The organism is Mesorhizobium sp. M7A.F.Ca.US.011.01.1.1 (assembly GCF_003998295.1).
Classification (GTDB): domain Bacteria; phylum Pseudomonadota; class Alphaproteobacteria; order Rhizobiales; family Rhizobiaceae; genus Mesorhizobium.
Map to the genome: position 1 here is coordinate 48051 of NZ_RZRT01000019.1, position 23298 is coordinate 71348.

At 63.4% G+C, this 23298-nt stretch carries 24 protein-coding genes; 16 read left to right on the forward strand and 8 right to left on the reverse strand.

Features of this window, described 5'->3' with window-relative positions; all coding sequences use genetic code 11:
- The first annotated feature begins 4 nt into the window (after positions 1 to 4).
- The 6 genes from EOA13_RS18745 (at position 5) to EOA13_RS18770 (ending at position 5814) form a co-directional block, all read left to right on the forward strand.
- Positions 5 to 1642, forward strand: a complete 1638-nt coding sequence (locus tag EOA13_RS18745) for an ABC transporter substrate-binding protein (protein WP_127294817.1) — start codon at positions 5 to 7, stop codon at positions 1640 to 1642.
- Between the two features lie 7 nt (positions 1643 to 1649).
- Entirely contained in the window at positions 1650 to 2609 is a 960-nt protein-coding gene (locus EOA13_RS18750; RefSeq protein WP_127294819.1) for an ABC transporter permease, read from the forward strand.
- Complete coding sequence (locus EOA13_RS18755) at positions 2606 to 3493, forward strand: ABC transporter permease (RefSeq protein ID WP_127294821.1); 888 nt, start codon at positions 2606 to 2608, stop codon at positions 3491 to 3493. Before EOA13_RS18750 ends, EOA13_RS18755 begins: the two co-directional genes overlap by 4 nt.
- Positions 3494 to 3563: 70 nt before the next feature.
- Complete coding sequence (locus EOA13_RS18760) at positions 3564 to 4586, forward strand: LLM class flavin-dependent oxidoreductase (RefSeq protein ID WP_164780166.1); 1023 nt, start codon at positions 3564 to 3566, stop codon at positions 4584 to 4586.
- Between the two features lie 42 nt (positions 4587 to 4628).
- Positions 4629 to 5276 carry a ThuA domain-containing protein gene (locus EOA13_RS18765; protein WP_127294825.1) on the forward strand — a complete coding sequence of 216 codons (648 nt, stop codon included), beginning with the start codon at positions 4629 to 4631 and terminating at the stop codon, positions 5274 to 5276.
- Between the two features lie 52 nt (positions 5277 to 5328).
- Entirely contained in the window at positions 5329 to 5814 is a 486-nt protein-coding gene (locus tag EOA13_RS18770; protein WP_245490424.1) for a hypothetical protein, read from the forward strand.
- A gap of 10 nt (positions 5815 to 5824) precedes the next feature.
- Here EOA13_RS18770 and EOA13_RS18775 read toward each other — a convergent pair whose 3' ends face one another.
- A complete protein-coding gene (locus EOA13_RS18775) occupies positions 5825 to 7846 on the reverse strand; it encodes an amidase (protein ID WP_127294827.1) in 2022 nt (673 codons plus the stop codon).
- Between the two features lie 150 nt (positions 7847 to 7996).
- Here EOA13_RS18775 and EOA13_RS18780 point away from each other — a divergent pair, with 150 nt between their 5' ends.
- Complete coding sequence (locus EOA13_RS18780; protein WP_127294829.1) at positions 7997 to 8272, forward strand: hypothetical protein; 276 nt, start codon at positions 7997 to 7999, stop codon at positions 8270 to 8272.
- Between the two features lie 15 nt (positions 8273 to 8287).
- On the opposite strand, the gene EOA13_RS18785 is transcribed toward EOA13_RS18780, so the two are convergent.
- From EOA13_RS18785 to EOA13_RS18800, 4 genes are read right to left on the reverse strand one after another with little or no spacing between them, the layout of a single operon-like run.
- Positions 8288 to 9373 (reverse strand): Gfo/Idh/MocA family oxidoreductase, encoded by a 1086-nt coding sequence (locus tag EOA13_RS18785; protein WP_127294831.1) that lies wholly within the window; start codon positions 9371 to 9373, stop codon positions 8288 to 8290.
- A gap of 38 nt (positions 9374 to 9411) precedes the next feature.
- Positions 9412 to 10176, reverse strand: a complete 765-nt coding sequence (locus EOA13_RS18790; RefSeq protein ID WP_109660272.1) for an ATP-binding cassette domain-containing protein — start codon at positions 10174 to 10176, stop codon at positions 9412 to 9414.
- Entirely contained in the window at positions 10173 to 11174 is a 1002-nt protein-coding gene (locus EOA13_RS18795) for an ABC transporter permease (RefSeq protein WP_127294833.1), read from the reverse strand. Before EOA13_RS18795 ends, EOA13_RS18790 begins: the two co-directional genes overlap by 4 nt.
- Positions 11171 to 12175 (reverse strand): substrate-binding domain-containing protein, encoded by a 1005-nt coding sequence (locus EOA13_RS18800; protein WP_127294835.1) that lies wholly within the window; start codon positions 12173 to 12175, stop codon positions 11171 to 11173. Before EOA13_RS18800 ends, EOA13_RS18795 begins: the two co-directional genes overlap by 4 nt.
- Before the next feature lie 407 nt (positions 12176 to 12582).
- Here EOA13_RS18800 and EOA13_RS18805 point away from each other — a divergent pair, with 407 nt between their 5' ends.
- The 4 genes from EOA13_RS18805 (at position 12583) to EOA13_RS18820 (ending at position 15852) form a co-directional block, all read left to right on the forward strand.
- Positions 12583 to 12816, forward strand: a complete 234-nt coding sequence (locus EOA13_RS18805) for a hypothetical protein (protein ID WP_127294837.1) — start codon at positions 12583 to 12585, stop codon at positions 12814 to 12816.
- Between the two features lie 120 nt (positions 12817 to 12936).
- Complete coding sequence (locus tag EOA13_RS18810; protein WP_023809368.1) at positions 12937 to 13134, forward strand: hypothetical protein; 198 nt, start codon at positions 12937 to 12939, stop codon at positions 13132 to 13134.
- A 401-nt stretch (positions 13135 to 13535) separates the two neighbouring features.
- On the forward strand, positions 13536 to 14279 hold the full coding sequence (locus EOA13_RS18815) for a hypothetical protein (protein ID WP_127294838.1): 744 nt from the start codon (positions 13536 to 13538) through the stop codon (positions 14277 to 14279).
- Positions 14269 to 15852, forward strand: a complete 1584-nt coding sequence (locus tag EOA13_RS18820) for a GH3 auxin-responsive promoter family protein (RefSeq protein WP_164780162.1) — start codon at positions 14269 to 14271, stop codon at positions 15850 to 15852. Before EOA13_RS18815 ends, EOA13_RS18820 begins: the two co-directional genes overlap by 11 nt.
- Before the next feature lie 83 nt (positions 15853 to 15935).
- On the opposite strand, the gene EOA13_RS18825 is transcribed toward EOA13_RS18820, so the two are convergent.
- Positions 15936 to 17138 (reverse strand): cytochrome P450, encoded by a 1203-nt coding sequence (locus EOA13_RS18825; RefSeq protein WP_127294842.1) that lies wholly within the window; start codon positions 17136 to 17138, stop codon positions 15936 to 15938.
- Between the two features lie 74 nt (positions 17139 to 17212).
- Here EOA13_RS18825 and EOA13_RS18830 point away from each other — a divergent pair, with 74 nt between their 5' ends.
- From EOA13_RS18830 to EOA13_RS18840, 3 genes are all read left to right on the forward strand, one after another.
- Positions 17213 to 18274: a hypothetical protein gene (locus tag EOA13_RS18830; RefSeq protein WP_127294844.1), complete on the forward strand. Its 1062-nt coding sequence runs from the start codon at positions 17213 to 17215 to the stop codon at positions 18272 to 18274.
- A gap of 212 nt (positions 18275 to 18486) precedes the next feature.
- Complete coding sequence (locus EOA13_RS18835; RefSeq protein ID WP_127294846.1) at positions 18487 to 19245, forward strand: SDR family oxidoreductase; 759 nt, start codon at positions 18487 to 18489, stop codon at positions 19243 to 19245.
- A complete protein-coding gene (locus EOA13_RS18840; protein WP_127294848.1) occupies positions 19242 to 20171 on the forward strand; it encodes a sigma-70 family RNA polymerase sigma factor in 930 nt (309 codons plus the stop codon). The genes EOA13_RS18835 and EOA13_RS18840 overlap by 4 nt, the downstream gene beginning before the upstream one ends.
- A gap of 57 nt (positions 20172 to 20228) precedes the next feature.
- Here the strand turns inward: EOA13_RS18840 and EOA13_RS18845 are convergent, their stop codons facing one another.
- Positions 20229 to 20792 (reverse strand): TetR/AcrR family transcriptional regulator, encoded by a 564-nt coding sequence (locus tag EOA13_RS18845; protein ID WP_127294850.1) that lies wholly within the window; start codon positions 20790 to 20792, stop codon positions 20229 to 20231.
- A gap of 103 nt (positions 20793 to 20895) precedes the next feature.
- Between EOA13_RS18845 and EOA13_RS18850 the strand changes: the two genes are divergently transcribed.
- Both EOA13_RS18850 and EOA13_RS18855 read left to right on the forward strand, forming a co-directional pair.
- Positions 20896 to 21711, forward strand: coding sequence for an oxidoreductase (locus tag EOA13_RS18850; RefSeq protein ID WP_127294852.1), 816 nt, complete (start codon positions 20896 to 20898; stop codon positions 21709 to 21711).
- A 66-nt stretch (positions 21712 to 21777) separates the two neighbouring features.
- Positions 21778 to 22779, forward strand: a complete 1002-nt coding sequence (locus tag EOA13_RS18855) for an NADP-dependent oxidoreductase (RefSeq protein WP_127294854.1) — start codon at positions 21778 to 21780, stop codon at positions 22777 to 22779.
- Between the two features lie 20 nt (positions 22780 to 22799).
- Here the strand turns inward: EOA13_RS18855 and EOA13_RS18860 are convergent, their stop codons facing one another.
- Entirely contained in the window at positions 22800 to 23273 is a 474-nt protein-coding gene (locus tag EOA13_RS18860; protein ID WP_127294945.1) for a VOC family protein, read from the reverse strand.
- Positions 23274 to 23298 lie beyond the last annotated feature (25 nt).

The window sequence follows — 23298 nt, forward strand, 5'->3', positions numbered from 1 at the left end:
TAACATGACCAAACACAGAGATATCGACGCAGTTCGCAACCTGTCGGGGGGCATCTGGAATGTCGCCGTCGACGAATATCAGGGCGGTTTTCTCAAGCGCCGCGATCTCCTGAAATACGCAGCATTGCTCGGCCTGACCGGCTTTGCCGCCTCGCAGGGGCTGGGAGGCGCACGCGCTGCGGCCGCTGCTGGCGGCACGGTCCGTGTCGGGCTCGGCCAGCCGACCAAGGCGATCGATCCGGTTTCGGTCACCGATCCGGCCAGCATCGGGGTGATCAGCCAGGTCGGCGAGTATCTGATCCTCGACGATCCGAAGGACGGGCTGCAGCCGAAGCTCGCTCTGTCCTGGGAAGCCAACGAGACGGCCAGCCGCTGGACCTTCAAATTGCGGCCAGGCGTGAAATTCCACGATGGCCGCGCGGTCACCGCCAAAGACGTTGTGGCGAGCTTCGAGCGGTTGGTCGATCCGGCCAGCGGCTCGTCGGCCTTGTCCGCCTACAAGGGCATCTTGTCCAAGGGCGGCGCCAAGCTGGTCGACGACGAGACGGTCGCCTTCGATCTCGACGGTCCCAACAGCAACTTCCCCTTCTATGTCTCCTCCGACGTCTACAATGCCGTCATCCTGCCGGCCGACTATGCCGGCGATTTCGAGAAGAATTTCAACGGCACCGGCCCGTTCAAGCTCGAATCCTTCCGCCCCAAGCAGGGCGCCAGCTTTGTGCGCAATGAGGATTACTGGGGCGACAAGGCATTGCCCGACCGCGTCGAGATCAAGTTTTTCGACGACGAGCAGGCGCAGGTGCTGGCCCTGCAGGCTGGTCAGCTCGACGTCATCCCGAGCACGACGCGCCTGGAACTGGCGATCGAGGGCAATCCCAACTTCAAGCTGCTGAGCGTGCAGGCAAGCTCGCATGACCAGGTGCATCTGCGCACCGACCAGGCGCCGTTCACCGACAAGCGCATCCGCCGCGCGCTGGCGCTCACCATCGACCGCGAGGAGGTGGTCAAGGGCCTGCTGAAGGGCCGCGCCATCGTCGGCAACGATACGCCGTTCGCGCCGATCTTCCCCTCGGCCGATCCGTCGGTGCCGCAGCGCAAGCAGGACATCACCGAAGCCAAGCGGCTGCTTGGCGAGGCGGGCGTGCCGAACGGCTTCGAGGTGACGCTGACCACCGAGCGCGCCTACGACATTCCCGACTATGCGGTGATCATCCAGAACTTCGCCAAGAAGGCAGGCATCGACGTCAAGCTCAATGTCCTGCCGCAGGACGCCTACTACGGCTCGGCGACCTTCGGCAGCTCGCCCTGGCTGGATTCGGTGCTCGGCATCACCGACTACGGCCATCGCGGCACGCCCGATATCTTCCTCAACGCGACGTTGAAGAGTTCGGGAGCCTGGAACGCGGCGCATTTCAACAACCCGGCCTATGATGCGCTGCTGCTCGACTACTCGAAGGCGCGTGATCTGCAGGCACAGCGCCTCGTTGCCGGCAAGATCCAGACCTTGCTGCTCGACGAGACGCCGGCGATCATCAGCTACTTCTCGCAATACAGCCGGATCGTCAGCTCGAAGGTCGAGGGCGTGCGCTTCACCGCGATTTCGCATCTGCTGCTCGACCGCGTTTCCTTCGTCCAGGCATGATCGCGACATGCTGACCGGCCGCATTCTGTCAGCGCGTCTGGGCACACTTGTCCTCACGCTGTGGCTGGTCAGCATCCTTGTGTTCTTCGCCGGGCAGGTGCTGCCCGGCGATGTTGGTCGCGTCATGCTCGGGCCGTTTGCCGACGCGCAGGCGGTGGCGGAACTGAACAAGCGGCTGGGCGCCGACCAGCCGATTCTCGTCCAGTACTGGCTCTGGTTCAGCAAGGCCGTGACCGGTGACTTCGGCACCTCGCTGTCTATGCGCGGGCCGGTGGCGCCGTTCGTGCTCGAAAGCCTCAAGCGTTCCGCGGCCCTTGCCGGGATTATTTTGCTCTTCCTCGTTCCGCTGGGCGTTGGTGCCGGCGTCATCGCGGGTCTCAATGCCGGCCGCCTGATCGACCGGCTGATCGTGATGGCAGGCGTTTCCTTCGGCATTGTGCCTGATTTTGTCTCTGGGCTGATGCTGCTTATCGTCTTTGGCCTGTGGCTGAACTGGTTCCCGATCTCGGGCGTCGCCCCCGATGGTGCCGGCTTCTGGACGAACGGCTATTATCTAATCCTGCCGGCGCTGCCGCTGGTGCTGAACCTTGCCGGCTACATCGCCCGGATGACGCGGGCAGGGGTGATCGAGGCGATGGCCGCCGATTACACACGCACCGCCGTCCTGAAAGGGCTCGAGCGGCGCGAGATCATCTTCCGGCACGTGCTGCGCAATGCGCTGACGCCGACCATCGCGGTGCTGGCGACGCAGACCGGATACATGCTTGGCGGGCTGGTGGTGATCGAAGCGCTGTTCGGCATCCAGGGGCTTGGCAATCTGGTTTTGAACGCGGCCAAGGCACGCGATTTCCCGATGCTCGAGGCCGGCGTGCTGGTGATGGCGGCAATCTTCGTGCTGTCGGCAGCAGCGGGCGACCTCGTGCTGGCCTTGCTCGATCCGCGGCAACGCCGCCGGACCTCGCCATGACGGATATGGCGGAGTTTCCCGCGCCACGGCGCGCCGTGGTCGGCTTTCCGGCTGTGCGCAGGGTCCGCAGTGCCTTCTCCGGACTGGCCCCCTCGGTCGTGGTCGGATCGCTGCTGCTTCTGTTCTGGGTCGCCTGCGCGCTGTTCGGCAACCTCTTCGTTCCATACGATCCCTATGCCGAGGATTTCCTCGCCATGCTGACGCCGCCCGATGCCGCGCACTGGTTCGGCACCGACCAGCTCGGCCGCGACGTGCTGTCCCGCATCATCGTCGGGTCGCGCGATATCCTGCTGGTTGCGCCGCTGGCGACGCTGGCCGGCGTTGCCGCCGGCAGCATCATCGGTCTGGTGCTCGGCTATTTCGACGGCCTCACCGATGCCATCGGCGCACGGCTGCTCGATACGCTGATGGCGTTTCCGTTCATCGTTCTCGTCACCATGACGCTGGTGGCGATCGGCCCGTCGAACCTGACCGTCATCCTGGTGATCGGCATCGCCTATGCGCCGCTGGTGGCACGCACCGTTCGCGCCGCCGCGCGCGAGCAGAAGCAGCGCGACTATGTCAGCGCCGCGCGGCTTGGCGGCGAAGGCCCGCTCGCCATCATGTTCCTGGAGATCTTGCCCAACATCAGGGAAACGATCCTCATCGAACTCGTCACAAGGCTGGGCTACGCGTTCTTTTCGATCGCGACGCTGAGCTTTCTCGGCCTCGGCATCCAGCCGCCATCGGCCGACTGGGGACTGGCCGTCGCCGACGGCTACGGCTTCCTGACCGGGGGCAAATGGTGGGTCGTCGTCTTCAATTCCGCGGCAATCGTCTCGCTGGTCATGGCGACCAACCTGATCGCGCAAGGCATCGGCGCGTTTGAAAATAGCGATGCATGAGCCTCGATCGGGCGTGTCGAAAAATCTCTTTTGCATTGAAGCCTGACGCGCATCCTTATATCGCATGGCTATGAAGAAAATCGGTTTCCTGTCGTTCGGGCACTGGACGCCCTCGTCGCAATCGCAAGTGCGCTCGGCATCGGACGCGCTTTTGCAATCCATCGACCTCGCCGTCGCCGCTGAACAGCTTGGCGCGGATGGGGCGTATTTCCGCGTGCATCATTTCGCCCGCCAGCTCGCGTCGCCGTTCCCGCTGCTGGCCGCCGTTGGCGCCAGGACCAGCCGCATCGAGATTGGCACCGCGGTCATCGACATGCGCTATGAGAATCCGCTCTACATGGCGGAAGATGCCGGTGCCGCCGACATCATCGCCGGTGGCCGCCTGCAGCTTGGCATCAGCCGTGGCTCGCCCGAGCAGGTGATCGACGGCTGGCGCCATTTCGGCTACGCGCCGCCGGAAGGCAAAAGCGACGCCGACATGGCGCGGCATCATGCCGAGGTCTTCCTCGAGATGCTGCGGGGCGAGGGGTTCGCCCAGCCCAATCCGCGGCCGATGTTCCCCAATCCGCCCGGCCTCTTGCGCCTCGAGCCGCATTCGGAGGGTTTGCGCGAGCGGATCTGGTGGGGCGCGGCCACCAACGCCACGTCGGAATGGGCGGCCAAGCTCGGCATGAACCTGCAGAGCTCGACGCTCAAATTCGACGAGAGCGGCAAGCCGTTCCACATCCAGCAGGCCGAGCAGATCCGCATCTATCGCGAAGCCTGGAAGGCTGCCGGTCACAGTCGCGAACCGCGCATCTCGGTCAGCCGCAGCATCTTCGCGCTGGTCGACGATCGCGACCGCGCCTATTTCGGGCGCGGCGATGAGAGCCGCGATCAGATCGGCTTCATCGAAGAGAATACCAGGGCGATCTTCGGGCGCAGCTACGCCGCTGAGCCGGATGTGCTGATCAAGGAATTGGCGCAGGACGAGGCGATCGCCGAGGCCGACACGCTGCTGCTCACCGTGCCCAACCAGCTCGGCGTCGACTACAATGCGCATGTCATCGAGGCGATCCTGACCCATGTCGCGCCGGCTCTGGGCTGGCGCTGACGCCGGATCGATCGACGCGGAGTGCTCCAAGGGAGGTACACCATGCCAAAGAAGGCCTTGATCGCCTGGGGCGGCTGGGAGGGCCATACGCCGGAGCAGAGCGCGAAGATCGTTCGCACCTTGCTTGAGCGAAACGGCTTCGACGTCACGCTGGGCCAGGGCACGGCGATGTTCGCTGATCCGGAGCTTGCTTCCTTCGATCTCATCGTGCCTGTCATCACGATGTCAAAGATCGAAAAGACCGAACTGCAGAACCTGATGCATGCGGTTCGCGGGGGGAGCGGACTCGGCGGTTTCCACGGGACGATGGGCGACAGTTTCCGCAATGAGCCCGACTATCAGTTCATGACCGGCGGCCAATGGGTGGCGCATCCCGGCAATATCATCGACTATCACGTCGCCATCACCAGGCCGGACGATCCGATCACATCGGGCATCAGCGATTTCGCCTACAGGTCGGAGCAATATTACATGCATGTCGACCCAAGCAACGAGGTGCTGGCGACGACCACTTTCAGCGACACACATTTTCCGAGGATAGGCGGCGTCGTCATGCCGGTCGTCTGGAAACGGCGCTATGGGGCGGGGAAGGTTTTCTACAGTTCCCTTGGCCACACGGCGGATGAGTTCGCGGTGCCGGAAATGGCGCTGATGGTGGAGCGGGGTTTGCTTTGGGCGGCGCGGGGGTAGCCTCTGTCCGTCACCAATTGCGAAAGGCGAGCGGCGAACCGTGGAGGCAGCGATGTCTGAATCCCTGCAATGGCTAGAAAGCCGGCCGCTGTCGAACTACCATCCGGTGAACAGCAAGGGGGGCGGAATGGATCATCAGCGGACAGTATTTTTGGTTGGAGCGGGCACGGGCGGAGACGAGGAAGCCGTGTTTACACTGCATGTAGAGGGCGCCGTCTGCAGCCTGACATGCGGCTACCGGGACAAGGTGATCAGGGCCGAAGAGGAAGACTTTTTCGAAGCTCTGTTCCAGATACGTCAGGAGCTCGAAGCCGATGGTTTGCTGCCCTTCTGCTACGGGGCGAGTGCCTTTGTTTATCCCGAAAATACAGTGATGGAGAAGAGTCGCGGATTGATGGCCTGCAAGGTGAAGATGGGACAATTTCCCCAAGAGACGGATCTGGTCGACATATTTGACGACGGCGTCGACGTGGTTCCGGTTTTCGTCCACATGCAGCAGGAATTTTGGGAAGAATGGCTGGCCTCTCTGCCCTCCTAGTGCCCAGCACTCATTTTATCCCGCCGGTGACCGCAAAGGCGCCAGTGGTGCGCCCATCCTCCAGCCGCACCACCGCTGTGACGATCGAACCGTAGGAGCCACGCCAGACGCTGTGGAACCGCTGATGTTCGGCGGCCGGAATGAAGGCATGCCCGCTGAAGCGCGCACCCCTTCGCTGCAGCGCGACGGCCTCTCCGTTGACATGTACCTTGAGGCTGGCCGTCCCAGACACCTCATTTGGCAGGTCGAGCGTGATGACGATCTCGTCCTGATCGCCGGAAGGCCGCGTCTCGGCGGCAAGCGTGATGGCGAACGCTGGCGCCTTGCTGTCGTCGGCTCGGGCGGGGCGGCCTGAAAACATATCGTCGGCAAGTTCTGGCGTGCGCGGCGGGCGGGTGCGGCGCTGCGTGGCACGTTCGAAATCGCCGGCCATGCGCAGCAGCCTGACATCATCATAGGCCTTGCCGGCGAAGGTGAGGCCGACCGGCATGCCGATATCGGCCATCGTGCCCATCGGCACGGTGACGGTCGGGATGCCGAAATGGCGCCAAACCAGATTGCCGTTGGCGACCCAGGTGCCGTTGCGCCAGGCAAGGGCGGCGGACGCCTCGTCGATGTCTGCATCGGCCGGTCCGACATCGGCGGCGGCAGGCAGCACCACGGCGTCGATGCCATGGGCGTCCAGCCAGTCCTCGAAATCGATCCGCCTTGTCGCTTCGAGGCCTTTCAGGCCTTCTTCAATCGTCGGGATTTCCGTGACGGGCGTGACGCCGGACCGTGCCCGCTCGACATATTCCCTCAAGTCGAAGCCGCCCTCGTAGCGGTCGGGCAGCGTGCCGGGCGGTTGCGGGAAGATCTTTGGGCCGTCGGCCGAGACGAGATCGGGCAAAGTCGGGTCGGCATTGGCGCGCAAAAAGTCGTCCCAGCCCCAGATGCAGAGATCCCAGAGTTCGCGCTCGGCGAACCCCTGAGGCATCAACCCGCGCTCGACCATGGTGCGAGCACCCGGGCGGTCGCGCTCATAGTTGGAAACGACGGGAAAATCGACCTCGACCACCTCGGCGCCAAGCCGCGCGAGATCGGCCGCCGCCTGTTGCCACAGGGCAAGCACCGAGGCGCGGGTTTCGATCGGCGCATCGGCCTCGCTGTCGAGGCCGATATACATTCTGGGCACGCCGAGCCGCATGCCTTTCAACGACCCCGCCAGTGTGAGGTCGGTATAGCGCGGCGGCCGCATATCGGAGCTTTTCGGCAGCTTGACCCAGGGCTGCGCGCGCCAGAAATCGCCTTGCGTCTCGGGGTCGTCGGCGACGATCACGTCGAGCAGTTCGAGCATGTCGGGGACGCTGCGCGTGTGCGGCACGACGACATCCATGGTAGGCACCAGCGGCCAGTTGCCGCGCACCGAAATGACGCCGCGCGACGGCGTGTAGGCGACCAGCGCATTGTTGGTGGCCGGCGCGCGGCCGGACGACCAGGTTTCCTCGCCAAGCCCGAGGGCGCAGAAGCTGGCTGCTGTCGCCGTGCCGGAGCCATTGGACGAGCCCGATGCGAAGGCGGCGGTGAGATAGTCGCCATTGTACGGACTTTCGGCGCGGCCATAGACGCCGCGCTGCATGCCGCCATTGGCCATTGGCGGCATGTTGGTTAGCCCGATCAGCACCGCGCCGCCGGCGCGCAGCCGGGCGATGGTGAAGGCATCCTCATTGGCAATGAGATGCTCGAAGGCCGGCGAGCCGGCGGCGACCGTCAGGCCTGATACCTTGTAGCTGTCCTTGGCGGTGTAGGGGATGCCGTCGAGTGGCCCGAGCACGGTGCCGTTGCGGCGGCGCTGGTCGGAGGCCACCGCCTCCTCAAACATGTCAGGGTTGAGCACCGGGACGGCATTGAGGCTGATGCCGTGCCGGTCGAAATGCGCGACGCGCCTGAGATATGCCCCGACCAGTTCGACGCTGGTTACGGTGCCGTCATCGAGCGCACGGCGCAGTTGGTCTATCGTCGCTTCGACGAGGTGAAGGCTGGCGTCGGTCATCACTGGTTCCAGGCTTTCGTTACAATCCTATGGATGAGCGAGGCAGCTGGCTTCGGCAAGAGCCTATCGCGGTCTTCTCCGGAACTTTTGTCCGGCTGGCGATTTTGGATGTATGGTGTGATTCCGGAAATGGCCAGGAGGGTATTGGCGATGACCACGAAATGCGTTGCGATCCTAGCTCTCGCTGTCGTCATGGGCTCAAGCGTTTGCGCCCCGGCTTTCGCTGGCGACCGGTATCTCGACCGCAGGGTCCACTCCGAACGCTACGTTCCCGCCGAAGGCGATCTCATCGACATCCTGTTCGGCGGCCCGCGCTACTACGATCAGCAGTTGGTCACGACAGCAGCCGGCGCGTGCTCCTATCATCGCGTCGGACCGGACGCGAATGCGTTGAACAAGATCAACGATCATCACTGTGGGAAGTAGGCGGCAGGCAGCGCCTCAGCGCCCGCCACTCTCCTTCATCCGCTCGATGATCTCGGCCATCAGCGCCAGGTCGCGGCGGGAATCGGCGAGGTCGGTCAACGGCTTTGTGCCTTCGGTGATGTGGCGGTGGAAAGTCTCGAGTTCATTCGAGAAAGCATCGCCGTAGAGCGGCCCGAAGGTTTTCGTCACTGGGCCGAGCGGGCCGGCATCGGTGACCTCCAGCCGGGTCGGCAGGCTGCGGATGTAGGGCGTGTCGTAGATGATGCGCACCCGCCTGGTGTTGGAGCGCACCTCGATCATGGCGTCGAACAGGCCGAGATCATCGACCACCGCGTCATACAGACAAGCGAAATGGCCGTAGTCGAAGGTGATGCTGGTGTTGGCGCCGCCATTGGTCCGGTGCGCGGCCAGCACGCGCGCCGGCTCGCCGATCAGCCCGCGCATCGCCGAAATGTGGTGCGAGGAGAGCGCGGTCAGCCCGCGATAGGCTCGCACCAGATCGGCCGGCGCGTCGGCGCCCACCACTTCGCGGATCAGCGCGTCGCGTTCGCTTGCGCCACGCGCCAGCAGGGCAGGGTCAATGTCCTGGGGATAAAGGATTTTCTGGCTCTTCTTGAGGAAGTGCCGGCCTTCCGAGATCAGGTCGAAGATGCGGACATGGGTGATGTCGGCGAAGACGGGCAGCTCGTCCCTGGCCGCAAGATAGGCCGGCGCGTAGCGGCGCATGTAGCCGACGAAGAGGGTTTTGTCGTAGCCCGGCATCAGCGCCAGCAGATCGTCGATTTCGCGCACCGTGAGGCAAGCGGGCTTTTCCAGCAGGATGTGCTTGTGGGCAGCAATCGCCGCGCGCACGAAGCGGCTGTGGGTGTCGTCGGACGACAGCACGAACACCGCGTCGATGTCGGGCGAATTAATCAGCGCCTCGGCCGTGTCGAAGGCCTTTGCCGTCGCAAATTCGGAGGTGACGAGTGACACCAGGCTGGGCGACACGTCATACACGCCCGCGATCACCCAGCGGTCGCGCTGATCGCCCAGCACAGGCAGATGGATCGACTGCGCGACCTCTCCAAGACCTATCAGTCCGACACGAATTGGTGCCACAGGCGAACTCCTTTGATTTCAAGTCTGATGCTGCAGGACTATGCCGCGCCGGTAACCAGCGCGACGAGCTCGTTTCCGGACGTTTCGGAAGCGCGCACGGTCGCTGCCATCTTTCCTGCCCGCATCACCCAGATCTGGTCGGACAGGCGGCGGACCTGATCGAAATTGTGGCTGACCAGGATGACGCTGACCGACTGCTCGCGCAGGCGCCGGATCAGCGCCTCGACATTGGCCGTCTCCTGCACGCCGAGGGCTGCCGTCGGTTCGTCCATCACCACCAGCTTGGCGCCGGAGCCGACAGCGCGGCAGATCGAGATCGCCTGCCGCTGGCCGCCCGACAGTCGCCGCACACGCTGGTTGATCGACGGCACGTTGATCGACAGCCGCGACAGCATTGAGCGGGCCTCGCGTTTCATCGCCTTGCGGTCGAGGAAAGCGAACGGGCCGATGCGGCGCACGATCTCGCGGTTGAGGAACAGGTTCTGCGCGACCGTCAGTTCGTCGATCAGCGCCAGGTTCTGGTGCACGGTCTCGATGCCGGCCTTGCGCGCCTCGTCCGGGTTGGCGAAGGGCCGCGCGCGGCCGTCGAAGAACAAATTGCCGGCGTCCGGCTGATGCACGCCGACCAGGCTGCGGATAAGCGTCGATTTGCCGGCGCCATTGTCGCCGATGACGGCGGTGACCTCGCCGCGACGGGCCTGGAAGGCGACGTCGGTGAAGGCGCGGATGCCGCCGAAATGCTTGCTCAGCCCTTCGCAAGCGATGATCGCCTCAGTGGCGGGGATATGATGGGGAGCGCTCATTTCTGATACCGCATGATCAGCGCCGCCAGCACCACGATGGCCCCCACGGCAAGCGGTTGGTAGAAAGCCGAGACGTTGAGCAAGGTCAGGCCGTTGACGAGTGCTGTGAGCATCAGCGCGCCGATCGCCGGTCCCAGAATGCTGGCGCGGCCGCCGAACAGGCTGACGCCGCCCAGCACCACCGCCGCCACCGAATTGAGCAGCAGGCTGGTGTTGATCTGCGGTTCGGCCGAGCCGATGCGGGCGACCAGGAGAATGGCCGCGATGCCGGCGCAGAGACCGGAAATCGTATAGGCGGCGATCTTGACCCGGTTGGTGCGGATGCCCAGCGCGCCGGCACTTTCAGCCTGGCCGCCGGTCGCCAGCAGATGCACGCCGAAGCGCGTGTGGTAGAGCGCGATATGGGCGACGATGATGGCTGCGATCGCCACCCAGACCGGATAGCCGAACGGTCCGAACGAGCCGGAGGCGAGTTTGAGCAGGAAGGTCGAGCCGACCATGGTCGGTTCGCCGCCCGACAATATGAGGCCAAGGCCGGTGATGCCCGACAGCGTGCCGAGCGTCACCACGAAGTCGGGGATCTTGCCTGCCGTGATGATAAGCCCGTTGAGGAAGCCGACGGCGCTGGTGGCGAGAACCGCGAGCATGCAGGCGATGAAGATGCCGTAGCCGGCGGCATTGACGAGGCCGAGGATGATGGCGCCGAGCATGACGGCTGCCGCCAGCGACAGGTCGATGCCCGAGGTGGCGATGACGAAGGTCTGGCCGATCGACAGCACGACCAGGATCGCAGCCGCCAGCAACAGCGCCTGCAGATTGGCGACGCTGAGAAAGACCGGCTGGGCGATGCCGAAGACGATGACGAGGCCGACCAGGCCGACGACTGATGCCCAGTCGGCCCAGAAGGAGGGATCGAGGAGGAGAGCCGCCAGGGAGGGACGGCTCTCCTCCGCACCCGCCGAATGGGCGGCGGGCGCGTTGTCTGCAGGTGTGCTCACTTCAGCATCTCGCGGAAGGGATCGGGATAGTCGCCGCCGGGGCGGGGAAAGTTCTTCAGCGAGGCTTCGGCATTGTCCTTGTTGATCAACAGCACCGGTGCTGGCACGTTGGCGGGCAATTCCTTGCCCTTGGCGGCCACTGCACAGGCCTCGAGGCCCATGGCGCCGACGACATAGGGATATTGAGCGACGGTGGCGGTGAGTTCGCCTGATGCGATCGATTTCAGCGCGTCGACGATGCCGTCGAGGCCGATCACCTTGACGTCCTTGCCCGAGGTCCGCACGGCGCGCTCGACGCCGAGTGCCATGATGTCGTTGGCGGCGAAGAAGCCGGCGAGGTCCGGATGGGCAGCGAGGATATCGGTTGCGGCGGTCAGCGCCTTTTCGCGATCCCAGTCGGCGCTGACCATCACCACGATGTCGAGTTTACCTTCCACTGCCTGCTTGAAGCCCTTGATGCGAGCGTTGGAGCCGACATCGCCGACGATGCCGGCGACCAGCGCGACCTTGGAGCCCTTCGGCACCAGCTTCAGCATCTCTTCGCCGGCCAGCGCGCCGGCGGCGACATTGTCGGTGCCGATATAGGTCGAGACGGCAAAGCCGGCGGCCTTGGCCTGCTCGGGGTCGATGGTCGAGTCGATGTTGACGATCGGCTTCTTCTTCTGGGCGACCGGCACCAGCGCCTGGACGAGATTGGAGACGCTGATCGGGTTGACCAGGTAGCAATCGAAATCCTGCATGGCCATGGCGGTCAGGCGGTCGGCCTGGCCGGTGGCGTCACCCATGTTGGCGGCGGCCTGGACGCTGACATTCACGCCGTTTGCCTTGGCCTGCTCCTCGATGCCCTTCTGCATGGTCTGGAAGAACGGATTGTCGAGGCCTTTGACGATGGCCGCGACTTTCGCCGCATCCTCGGCATGGGCGGGCGCTGCGACGATGGCTGCAAGCATGCCTGCGCCAAGCAGGTTCGTGCCAAGCTTCAGGCAATTGAACATACGCATGGTTTTTCCTCCTCCTGATTGTTTTATGGGCTGCATCAATGTCGCTGGCCGGCGACTGCAATGTCCGACGGGGCGCGAGCCCGGCGCCCGGCGCGATGGTCTCGCCAACAGAATGCTGCCCGCTTGGGATGTGCGGACTTGCAGCCCAGGTTCGGGAACTTTCGACGTCAGGCATTGCTCCTCCCAGAGCGCCGGTCGATGCCATGCCGGCGTTTGCGCATGTTTCATAAAAAATTGACACGCGTCAAGATTTAAAATGTGCGTAGCGATTTTGGCTATGCGCCCTTGGGGCATGACTGTCCTGTTGGCATGCGCTACAACCAAGGCGCGAAAAAAGTGCCGGCCTCAGGGAACCAGAAGGGGGATGTCCGCGTTGGTCGCTACTTTTGTGCAGAGGGAGGTTTCGGGTGGGGCGTTTCGAAATCGTGGAAGAGCCAACGGGTACGTTTTCGACTTTCGACACAATCACGGAATTGCCGGCAGCGGTCGAAGGGGGCGTGTGCATTGGGCTTTATCGGCACAAAGTGCCGCTGGCGCTGCTTGCAGCGGTTGAAACGGTCCAGCCCGGCCATTTTTCGCTGCTGCCCTCATTGTCGGTGTTGAATGACTGGCGGGCCCATCGAGACGATCTGCTGGCATGAGCAAAGCTGCCCGATGTCGCATCGAAAATCATACCGTATGGGAAATCACGCCCTGTTGTCGAAAGCGGCGGTGAGGCATGGAAAGCAAGGGGAGGTTGCAGTGCGTCGGGAGGTGAAGCAATGTCTGATCAGGACGACCTGATCCGAGCTGCCATCGGACGGCTGCTCGCCGAGAAGACAGGCGCCGCCGTCATATCGATGAGAGAGAGCATCACCGAGCTTCTGGCGCTGACCGGTGCCGCGCTGGACGAAAGACTGCAGGACTTGCTGCTGGAAATGGCCGAAGTCCGCGGCATGATGGTCGCTCTCGACTTCTGAGCAAAATCGGCTGGGATGCCGCCGCATGCACCGGCAGCGCTTTCATCGCCGGTAGCCTCTAACCTTAATGCGTCCAATATCGGGCATCGCATTTTAGGCCGAAGCGGACAGGCAGCTTTGGACTTCCGATGAAGATAGCAGACCAAAGCCGAGAGTAACGGTCGAACAATTTCGCGGGCGACCGGTAGTGTGATCGCCGGCCGCCGTCCAATGCACTATGCCATGGCGGCTGAATGCGGCCGCTTTGACCGACAGTGTCGGGTGGGACGGCGAACTCGCAAGAGCCATTGCCCGGAATGCCGGGACAAATGCTCGTAAAGATTCGGGTTGGTGCGGGTTGAACTGCTGAGCCTATGACTGATACTCGATTTGTTGGGGTCTGACATAGGCGGCAAGACTGCGTGCAATGTACTGCGGATGAGATCGGTTCCATTGGCTCGACAACCACGCCGGTGCGGGAACTGACGCCTGCCGAGCGCGACCGGATGTTTGCCTTGTATGAGACGTATTACGAGACAGTCGATCGCAATGTCTTCGAACGCGATCTCACTGAAAAGGATGCTGTCGTGATCATCCGGTGCGACCGGGAGATTATCGGCTTTTCGACTTATCTTGTCAGGCCACATACCGTCGGCGGGGAGACTGTCCACTATCTCTTCTCCGGCGATACCGTTCTCCATTCCGCGCGTTGGGGCGACCCCGTGTTGCTGCGTGGCTTCTTTCGAGCGGCCGGCGCCGCCAAGGCCGCGGTGGCGGGCCGTTTGTTCTGGTTCTCCATCATCGGAGGGCATAGGACGTTCCGCATTCTCCCCAATTTTTTCCGCGACTTCGTTCCAGCCGTCGATGGTCCGGTTTCGGCCCGTCTGCAGACGATCCGCGATGCAATCGCAACTGCCCGGTACGGGCGTCAATTCGAGCCGTCGACCGGACTGATCGACTTCGGCCTGTCGCAGGGCCACTTGCGGGAACAGTGGGCAGATGTCGAGGAAACAGCATTCCGCAACCGTTTTGCCGCCTTCTTTCTCCGGGCCAATCCCTTTTACTTCCGAGGTGTCGAACTTGCCTGCCTCGCGGAATTCGAACTCGGCAATCTGAAGCGCTATGCTGCCGCGAGTTTTGCCGAAGGGCTGCAAGATGGGCGCTGAAGCCTGGGCACGGATTGCCGGCGCGACCGCGGCCGGAGATGCCGGTTTTCGAGCGCGGCTCGGTCAGCTCGAGGCCACGCAGCGCTCCCTCCTGCGGCGGCTTGTAGAAGCCAATCCTGCGACCGTGTTTGGTGGTGACCACAACTTTGCCAACGTCGCTTCGGCCGAGTCCTTTCGCGATCTCGTGCCGATCTGCGGCTACGAAGCCTTGTCGCCATACATCAATCGTATCGTCGCCGGAGAGGAGAATGTGCTGACTGCCGAGCCGGTCCGGTTTATCGAGCAAACCGGCGGCAGTTCCGGTGGCGCGAAATACATCCCCTATACCGACATGGGCCTGCAGGCCTACACCGATTGTCTCTATCCCTGGATGTCGGAACTGATACGGCGCCGGCCGGGCGTTGCGCAAGGGCACAGCTATTTCGCGCTAAGCCCGGTAGGTCGCGGCGCAAGCGAGCGCGTCGGTGCGCGCAGGTTGGGCAGTCCCGTTCCTTTTGCTTATTTCGGCGCCTTGCGCGATAACCTGATTCAACTTTCGGCGGTGCCGATGGATTTGAGGCTGCTCAGCGATTTCGCCGAGTGGCAAAGGCAGACCTGCCTGCACCTGCTGGCGGCCGAGGACCTGAGCCTGATCTGGGTCTGGAGCCCGACCTATCTCACCGAAATCCTGCGCGCGATGCAGCGCGATGCCGAGAGCCTGTTGCCGGAACTCGCGGACAGGCTGGGCGCCGTGCGGCCGGCGGACGTGGTGCGTCGTCGCATTGCTGCGCTGGAGGGCGCGCTTGGAAGTTCGCAGCTGTCGGCGATCTGGCCTCGCCTCGACACGATCAGCTGCTGGACAGACGCTTCCAGCAGTGGCTTTGCCGCCGCATTGCAGGCGCAATTTCCGCATGTCTTCATCCAGTCCAAGGGACTGATGTCTACCGAAGCTGCCGTTTCGTTTCCCTATAGCGACGGGTCCGGGTGCATCCTGGCATCGCAAAGCGGGTTCTTTGAATTTGTCGATGAAAGCGGTGCCAACCTTTTCGCGTGGCAGTTGGAAACAGGCCTGACCTACAGGCTTATCGTGACCACAGGCTCCGGCCTCTATCGCTACGATACGCAAGACATGGTCGAAGTCACCGGGTTCACCGGCGACACGCCGCGCCTGCGCTTCGGCGGGCGTACCGGCATGGTGTCCGATCTCTGTGGCGAAAAGCTCACGGAAGCCTTTGTCGTGCGCTCGCTGGCCGAGGCCGGTCTCGACCATCGTACCTATTCACTGCTGGCGGCGGTCGCGACGCCGCATCCGCATTACCGGCTTTTCGTCGAGACCGGTCAGGAGCAGGCCGTTGAGGTGCTTGGCGGCGGCCTCGACCATGCGCTCAAGGCCAATCCGCAATATGAGTATGCCCGCCGCATCGGCCAGTTGGGACCGCTGAGGACGACCGGCGTCGACGACCTCTATGGCAGGCTGAAGCGCCACCGCATGAAGGGCGGCACGAGCATTGCCGGAATGAAGGCGCCGGTTCTGCTCACTCGAGCGGACGCAGCGCTTCTCGCCGCACTCGAAGCGGGCGAGGGGGAGACTTAGGATCATGCCGCATCCACTTGTCACGGGATCGAAAATCCCGGGTTGCCAGGCAAAGGCATGGAAACGGACAAGCGACCACCCGGTCAGGCTGTCAGCCGCAACGTCAGCGCATCCAGGCCGCGGATCGAGGAATTGTCCATCCAACATGCGGCAACAGGCTCGACGGTTCTCCAGTGGCTGAGTACGGCTTCCAGCACCGCGACACCTTCCATTTCGGCCAGCGCCCTGCCGATGCAGACATGCGCGCCTCGGCCGAAGGCCAGGTTCTGCCTGCCGGCCCGGCCGAGGTCGAAACGCGATGCGTCGGCAAACTGGGCCGGGTCGCGATTGGCAGCGCCGACAAGCAGCACCATCAGCCGGTTCGTTTCGATTTCCTGGCCGCCGATGATTACAGGCTCGAGCGGCCAGCGGCAGATCTTCTGCACCGGGCTTTCCAGCCGCAGCGTTTCGGCAACGGCCCTGGCAGCAAGCCGGCGATCGGCCCGCAGGGCCGCCCACTGGGCGGGCTGGTGAGCAAGATGGAACAGCATGTTGCCGATGAGGTGCACCGTGGTCTCGTGACCGGCGAAGGCCAGGAAGGCGATGTTGCGACCGGCAGCCGTCAGCCCCAACGTATCGACCAGACCGGCCAGCCCGGTCAGCAGCGGCGGCATTCGCCCAATGGCAAGCAGATGGCGCAGATGCTCGACGAAGTAGCAGGACATCTCGTCGGCGGAGTTGGCGCCGCCGAAGGCATCGTCGAAACCAGTATCGAGAAGGGCGCGGATCGAACCCGACCATGCCCGGATCATCGGCATGTCCTGGTCCGGTACGTCAAGCAGGCGGCAGATGACACGTTCAGGCACGGCGCGCGTGAAGGCGGCCACCACTTCGGTCGTCCCGGACAAGCCGGAATCGCCCATGAGGTCTTCGATCGTTTCAGCTACAATGGGACGCAAAGCCGGCATGCCCTTGCCGACAAAGGGCTGCTGCAGGGCCTGGCGCAGGGCGGCGTGAGCGCTACCCTCCTGATAGATCAGCCAGTCGCGTATCGCGGATTGCGGATCCGCCATTACGTCGGCCGGCGGCACGTGCGAAAGCTTGCGATTGGCGAGGCTGCTCGAAACGAGATCGTAGCCGGTGAGATAGACATCGCCCCACGGCGCCTGCCAGACCGGAGCGCGCCGTCGCATTTCATCGTGGATAGCATAGGTGTCCGCGGCACCTTCGAAAGCACCGGCGCGAATCCCTTGCCAGGGATGCCGGCCGGATTTGAACAGAGCATTGGAGGGGGATTCGGTATGCATTGCCTTGCGGGAAGTCCAATTTTGTGGGCTAAGACAGTCGTGTGTCGTGCACGCCCGGATATCGACACCCGGCCATGACCAACAATCAGGGGCCGATCTATTATTTCTGCACGCGCCAACACGCTTACACGATGGGCGTACTGCTTGGCTATTACCAGCATGGGCTTGGTGATCTTGTCCGGATCATTCCCTACGAGCTGGCCGCGAGGCTCGGCCCCCTCGCTCCCGGCACCTTCATCTTTACGGATTTTGAAAGGCTGGCGCCGGCGCAATTGCAGGCCGCGGTCTCCCTCCACGAGCGCATCGCCTCGCGCAATCCGGGCCTGTTGCTGCTCAACGATCCAGCAATCGTGCCACGCCGCTTCGACTTGCTGAAACGCCTGAAGGCCGCGGGCCTCAACCATTTCGATGTGCATCGGCTGGGTGAGCGCAAGTCTGTACGCCGCTTTCCAGTTTTCGTGCGCTGGGAAAGCCAGCATGAGCCGCCGCTGACCGGGCTGATCGACGGCGCGGATGCGCTGGAAGCAGCGATTGCCCGTCTGCCGGGCCATGTCCGTCAAGACCCGGACCTGATGATCGTCGAATACGGCACGGCTCCCTCGGCCGATGGGCGGTTCCGAAAATACTCGGCTTACAAGGTCGGCCCAACCGTCTATCCGCAGCACTGCTTCATCAATGAGAACTGGTTCATCAAGTTTCCAAGCACCCGCTTCACCGAGGCCGACAGGGCCGAAAGCCGCGCTTACGTGGACGACAATCCTCATGCCGAGCAGGTCGGGCGTGTCTTCGCCCTGGCCGGCATCGACTATGGGCGCATTGATTACGGCATCGTTGACGGCCAGGTCCAGACCTTCGAAATCAATAACAACCCGTCCGTTCTGACGCGACCGCCTGGCTGGGAGGCGGGGGTGGATTACAGCCGCTACGCCGAGATGCATGAGCGGGCTCTGCGTGGCATCATGCGCCCGGTCTCGGGCCCCGACCTTTTGCTCGGCGACGGCACCATGAGCGTCGATGCCATCCACGCCGATGCCATGCATGCGGTGCGGCAGAGGATTGCGGGATTCTCCCGGCGGCGGCGCCTGTCCCTGCGACCGCTGAAGAAGCGGCTGGCGCGGCTGTTTGGCTGGGGGTGACATGAGCGCGATTGGTGGGCTTCACACTTAATCCAATGCAGCCCCTGATCGCTCTACTGCCCACGCGGCGCGGCATCATGCTTCTTGCGCCCTATCGCCAGCATTGCCGGCACGTCGCGGATCGTCGCCGCGACAGCGCGCCTCGCCAAACCCTGGCTCTTTTTCCGACCCTCAAACGTCTTAGCTACAGTGAAGCTAAGGAGCAGGGTCAAATGAACCTCAAGGACAGGAAGATCGTGGTCACCGGTGGCAGCCGTGGGCTTGGCCTCGGATTGGTCGAGGCGCTGGTCGAACAGGGCGCCAGCGTGACGGTGGTCGCCCGTGGTGCCGAGGCCCTGGAGGCGGTTGGAGCCCGGCTTGGGGTCGCCACCATCCGCGCCGACGTTGCGGAGGAGGGCGCGGCTTATCGCATTCTTGGCGAGGTTCGTCCTGACGTCGTGGTCCTGAATGCTGGTGTCACGCCCCGGATGGGCCGGTTGGACCAACTGAGCTGGGAAGATTTTTCAATCGCCTGGGAAACCGACGTCAAGGCCGGGCTCTACTGGCTGCAGGCGGCGCTCAACCTGCCGCTCAAGCCGGGCAGCCGGGTTCTGGTGGGATCAAGCGGTGCTGCCGTCACCGGGTCGCAGATGTCGGGCGGCTATGGCGGCGCCAAGCGCATGCTGTGGTTCATGGCGAAGTACGCCAATGGCGTTTCGCAGGAGAAGAAGCTCGGCATCCGCTTTCAGGTGATCGTTCCGCGGCAGATGATCCTCGGCACCGGAACCGGCGATGCGGCGGCCGGCGCCTATGCCGGATCCATGGGCATCACGCCGGAGCAATTCGTCACCCGCTTCGGTGCGCCGATGCCGCCCCGGGCCTTCGGCGACAGGGTGGTTTCCGTGCTGGAAGACCCGCAATATGCCGAGGGCGTCGTCTTCGGCCTCAATGGCGATGCAGGCATAACCGTGATGGAGGGTGCTGCGGCTTGAGCGAACGAGATCCCGCCGTGGACCGCGACCGACGGGAAGGGCTGCTTGCCCTTGCCGCCGCGATGCGGCCAGAGCTGCACCGCTACTGCGCACGTCTGATGGGCTCGGTCATCGACGGCGAGGATGTCGTGCAGGACACGTTTGCGCGCGCCTTCGTTGCGCTGGACGAGCTGCGCGAGGTGCCGCAGCTCAGGCCCTGGCTGTTCCGCATCGCCCACAACCGTGCGCTGGACCTGCTGCGCAGCCGCGCAATCCGCGCGGCGGAGCCTATCGAGGCGGCGTTTGAAATTGCCGACGACACCAAAGCCGACCCGGTGGAGACGCTGATGCGCAGGCAAGCTGTACAGACCGCGGTGTCGCGCTTTGCGGAGCTTCCTGTGCTCCAGCGCAGTGTCGTCATCCTCAGAGATGTGCTCGACGAGCCGCTGGCCGAGGTCGCCGCCCTGCTTGGCATCACTGTCGATGCGGTGAAAGGGCATTTGGCGCGTGGTCGTGCCCGGTTGAGGGAGATCGACGCCACTGCGCCCGCACTTCCCGGTGCGCGCATCGCGTCGGCCGCCGTGGTCCGTTATGCGACCCTGTTCAATCAGCGCGACTGGGATGGCTTGCGCGCGTTGCTTGCCGACGACGTCAGGCTTCATCAGTCCATGCACCAGCCGCGCTCGGGTGCGGCGGATGTCGGCATGTTCTTCACGGTCTACGCCAAAAGCGACCGCGTGTGGCTGACGCCGGCCTGGCTCGATGGCCGCGAGGTGATCGCGGTGTTCGAAGACCCGGACGCTCCAACACCCGATTATTTTATGTGGTTCGAGTGGCGGGAAGGGCGGATCACCTTCATCCGCGACTATCGCCATGTCCGCTATGTCGCCGACAATGCCGAGCTGGTTCTGGCCAGGGATGCCGGATCTTTCGGTCGCGGCCCCTGACCATCCCACAGCGAGTCTTCGTTTGATCGAAGCGGAACCGCTTTGCACACTGCCGCGCTAACGCTGCTCGATCAGCGTCTTCGCCGCGTCTTTCCCCGCCGAGAGGATGCGATCGGACAATTCCGTTCCGCCCACGGCGCGGGCCATTTGCAGCGTGCCGAGGAGCGTTGCGAAGACAGCCAGCGCCACGCCCTCCGGATCCTTGGCCTGCGGTAGCGCTTCCGCCAACTGGCGCACCAAAGCCAGCAGGTGGTCTGTATAGGCTTCACGCGTTTCAGGCGGCTGACGGGCGAGCTCCGGCAGCAGCGCAGCTGACGCGCAGCCCTTTCCGGGATTGTCCCGGTGCTCGGCCGACAGATACGTGTCGATGGCCATCTCCACGCCCGAAGCCAATGCTTCCGCCAGTTGCTGCGCCTGAAGCTCCATCGCTGCCGCCACGCTTTCGCGGACAAGCTGCGCCTTGGATTGAAAGTGTGGATAGAAGGCGCCGTTCGTCAGCCCGGCGTCGCTCATGATGGTCGCCAGTCCGGACGCGGCGATGCCGTCGCCGCGAAAGCGTTCCGCTGCGACCTCCATGATCCGTCCGCGCGAGGCGTCCTTCCGGCCCTTTTCGTAGCGCATGGCTGCTATTCCTTTCTGCTATTGCATTATGAACGTAATCTGATATTACGACTGTAATTCAACGGGCGCAAAAAAGCTAGCCCTCATGATTTTGGAGCACGAAATGAATGCGAATTCCGGAAAAACCGCTGTTGTAACGGGAGCCTCTTCGGGCATTGGCCGCGCCAGTGCCGAGGCTCTGGCAAGGGCGGGGTTCACGGTCTTCGGAACCAGCCGGCGCAAGGCCGACGACGGCCCGGACGGGGTGACCATGCTGGTTTGCGACGTGACCGACGGTGAAGCCGTTGCCGCACTCGTTTCGACGGTGCTGTCGCAGACCGGCCGGATCGACCTCTTGGTCAACAATGCCGGCGTCGGCCAGCTTGGAGGCGCCGAGGAATTCTCGATTGCACAGGTGCAGGCCTTGTTTGACGTGAATCTGTTCGGCGTCATCCGCGTGACCAATGCGGTGCTGCCGTCGATGCGGCGGCGTGGCGAAGGGCGCATTGTCAATATCGGCTCTGTGCTGGGACTGGTGCCGGCGCCGTATTCAGCGCATTATTCGGCAGTCAAGCACGCGCTCGAGGGCTATTCGGAATCGCTCGACCATGAGGTTCGTGCCTTCAATATCCGCGTCTCGGTCATCGAGCCGGCATTCGTTCGTACTGTCTTCGACCAGAACGGGATCCAGCCGGATTCGCCTTTGCAGGAATACGATCAGGCTCGAGCTACGCTGGAAGCGCTGCTTCGCGATGTGATGCCTGTCGCCGATCGGCCCGAAGTGGTGGCGCAGGTGGTCGTCAAAGCAGCGACCGATGCCCGTCCGCAACGGCGCTACACCGCCGGCAAGGCAGCGCGCCAAGTCAGCCTGCTGCGCCGCTTTGCCCCTGCGGGGATATTCGACAAGAGCCTGCGCAAACAGTTCCGCCTGCCGGTCTGAACGACAGCGAGCAGAGGATTTCACGCACATGCGACTAGCCAAAAATACTCTCAGAAAGTCACTGCCATGAAAGCATTCGTCGTCGACAAATATAGCAAGAACGGCACGCTGCGGCTGGCCGAAATGCCGGAGCCGAAACTCGGGGACAGCGATGTCCTGGTCGAGGTCCACGCCGCGGCGGTGAACCTGCTGGATTCCAAGATCAAAACCGGAGAGTTCAAGCTGATCCTGCCCTATCGCCGACCATTCATCCTGGGTCACGACGTGGCCGGGAGGGTTGTCCGCGTGGGATCGAAAGTCCGCAAGTTCAAACTCGGCGACGACGTCTATGCGCGGCCGCGCGATGGCCGGATCGGGACATTCGCCGAGTTCATAGCCATGGACGAGGCGGACGTGGCGCTGAAGCCCGGGAACCTCAGCATGGAAGAGGCGGCCTCGATCCCGCTGGTCGGCCTGACCGCCTGGCAGGCGCTCATCGAAAGGGCCAACCTGAAGAGGGGACAGAAGGTCTTCATTCAAGCCGGATCCGGCGGCGTGGGGACATTCGCCATCCAACTGGCAAAGCATCTCGGCGCGACCGTTGCGACCACCGCCAGCGCGGCGAGTGCCGGTCTGGTCAAGGGGCTCGGCGCCGATGTCGTCGTCGATTACAGGAAAGACGATTTCGAAAAAGTGCTGTCGGGCTACGACGTCGTCTTGAACAGCCAGGACACAAAGACACTTGAAAAGTCACTGAATGTGCTGAAACCGGGAGGCAAGCTCATCTCCATCTCCGGCCCACCGGATCCCGACTTCGCCAGGGAAAAGGGATTGAACATGGTGCTGAAGCTGGTGCTTCGCCTGCTGAGCCGCGGTATTCGAGCGAGAGCCAAGCGCCGTGGCGTGACGTTCTCGTTTCTCTTCATGTGGGCGCAGGGCGAGCAGTTGAGCAAGATCGCATCGCTCATCGAAGCCGGTTCGATCCGCCCGGTTGTTGACCGGGTCTTTCCCTTCGAGGCGACCAACGAGGCGCTGGCCTATGTCGAAACAGGACGCGCCAAGGGCAAGGTCGTCATCAAGGTCAGATAGCAACTCAGCTGCGATCGAGGTCAGCCGCGCCGGGCTGCATCGATCGCCGCGACGTCGATCTTCGTCATCTCCATCATCGCATCAAAGGCGCGTTTGGCTTCCTCGCCGCCGGCCGCCATGGCCTCGGTCAACGTGCGCGGCGTGATTTGCCAGGACACGCCCCATTTGTCCTTGCACCAGCCGCACGCGCTCTCCTGGCCGCCATTGCCGACGATGGCATTCCAGTAGCGGTCGGTTTCCTGCTGATCGTCGGTGGCGATCTGGAACGAGAAGGCCTCGCTCTGCTTGAATGTGGAGCCGCCGTTCAATCCGATGCAGGGAATCCCGGCAACGGTAAATTCGACCGTCAACACGTCGCCTTTCTTGCCGGACGGAAAGTCGCTCGGCGCAGGGTGAACGGCGCCCACCCTGGTGTCGGGAAAGGTCTCCGCGTAGAAGCGAGCCGCAGCCTCGGCGTCCTTGTCGAACCAGAGGCAAATCGTGTTCTTTGGCATCGTTGGCATTGCGTGTTCCTTTCGG

Excerpts from the sequence above, each read along its gene's own strand:
- EOA13_RS18750 (WP_127294819.1), top strand. The coding sequence starts at position 1,650 with ATGCTGACCGGCCGCATTCTGTCAGCGCGTCTGGGCACACTTGTCCTC.
- EOA13_RS18800 (WP_127294835.1), bottom strand. The coding sequence starts at position 12,175 with ATGCGTATGTTCAATTGCCTGAAGCTTGGCACGAACCTGCTTGGCGCA.
- EOA13_RS18745 (WP_127294817.1), top strand. The coding sequence starts at position 5 with ATGACCAAACACAGAGATATCGACGCAGTTCGCAACCTGTCGGGGGGC.
- EOA13_RS18760 (WP_164780166.1), top strand. The coding sequence starts at position 3,564 with ATGAAGAAAATCGGTTTCCTGTCGTTCGGGCACTGGACGCCCTCGTCG.
- EOA13_RS18820 (WP_164780162.1), top strand. The coding sequence starts at position 14,269 with ATGGGCGCTGAAGCCTGGGCACGGATTGCCGGCGCGACCGCGGCCGGA.
- EOA13_RS18825 (WP_127294842.1), bottom strand. The coding sequence starts at position 17,138 with ATGCATACCGAATCCCCCTCCAATGCTCTGTTCAAATCCGGCCGGCAT.
- EOA13_RS18780 (WP_127294829.1), top strand. The coding sequence starts at position 7,997 with ATGACCACGAAATGCGTTGCGATCCTAGCTCTCGCTGTCGTCATGGGC.
- EOA13_RS18755 (WP_127294821.1), top strand. The coding sequence starts at position 2,606 with ATGACGGATATGGCGGAGTTTCCCGCGCCACGGCGCGCCGTGGTCGGC.
- EOA13_RS18790 (WP_109660272.1), bottom strand. The coding sequence starts at position 10,176 with ATGAGCGCTCCCCATCATATCCCCGCCACTGAGGCGATCATCGCTTGC.
- EOA13_RS18850 (WP_127294852.1), top strand. The coding sequence starts at position 20,896 with ATGAATGCGAATTCCGGAAAAACCGCTGTTGTAACGGGAGCCTCTTCG.
- EOA13_RS18775 (WP_127294827.1), bottom strand. The coding sequence starts at position 7,846 with ATGACCGACGCCAGCCTTCACCTCGTCGAAGCGACGATAGACCAACTG.
- EOA13_RS18845 (WP_127294850.1), bottom strand. The coding sequence starts at position 20,792 with ATGCGCTACGAAAAGGGCCGGAAGGACGCCTCGCGCGGACGGATCATG.
- EOA13_RS18810 (WP_023809368.1), top strand. The coding sequence starts at position 12,937 with ATGTCTGATCAGGACGACCTGATCCGAGCTGCCATCGGACGGCTGCTC.
- EOA13_RS18860 (WP_127294945.1), bottom strand. The coding sequence starts at position 23,273 with ATGCCAAAGAACACGATTTGCCTCTGGTTCGACAAGGACGCCGAGGCT.
- EOA13_RS18830 (WP_127294844.1), top strand. The coding sequence starts at position 17,213 with ATGACCAACAATCAGGGGCCGATCTATTATTTCTGCACGCGCCAACAC.
- EOA13_RS18765 (WP_127294825.1), top strand. The coding sequence starts at position 4,629 with ATGCCAAAGAAGGCCTTGATCGCCTGGGGCGGCTGGGAGGGCCATACG.
- EOA13_RS18835 (WP_127294846.1), top strand. The coding sequence starts at position 18,487 with ATGAACCTCAAGGACAGGAAGATCGTGGTCACCGGTGGCAGCCGTGGG.
- EOA13_RS18855 (WP_127294854.1), top strand. The coding sequence starts at position 21,778 with ATGAAAGCATTCGTCGTCGACAAATATAGCAAGAACGGCACGCTGCGG.
- EOA13_RS18770 (WP_245490424.1), top strand. The coding sequence starts at position 5,329 with ATGTCTGAATCCCTGCAATGGCTAGAAAGCCGGCCGCTGTCGAACTAC.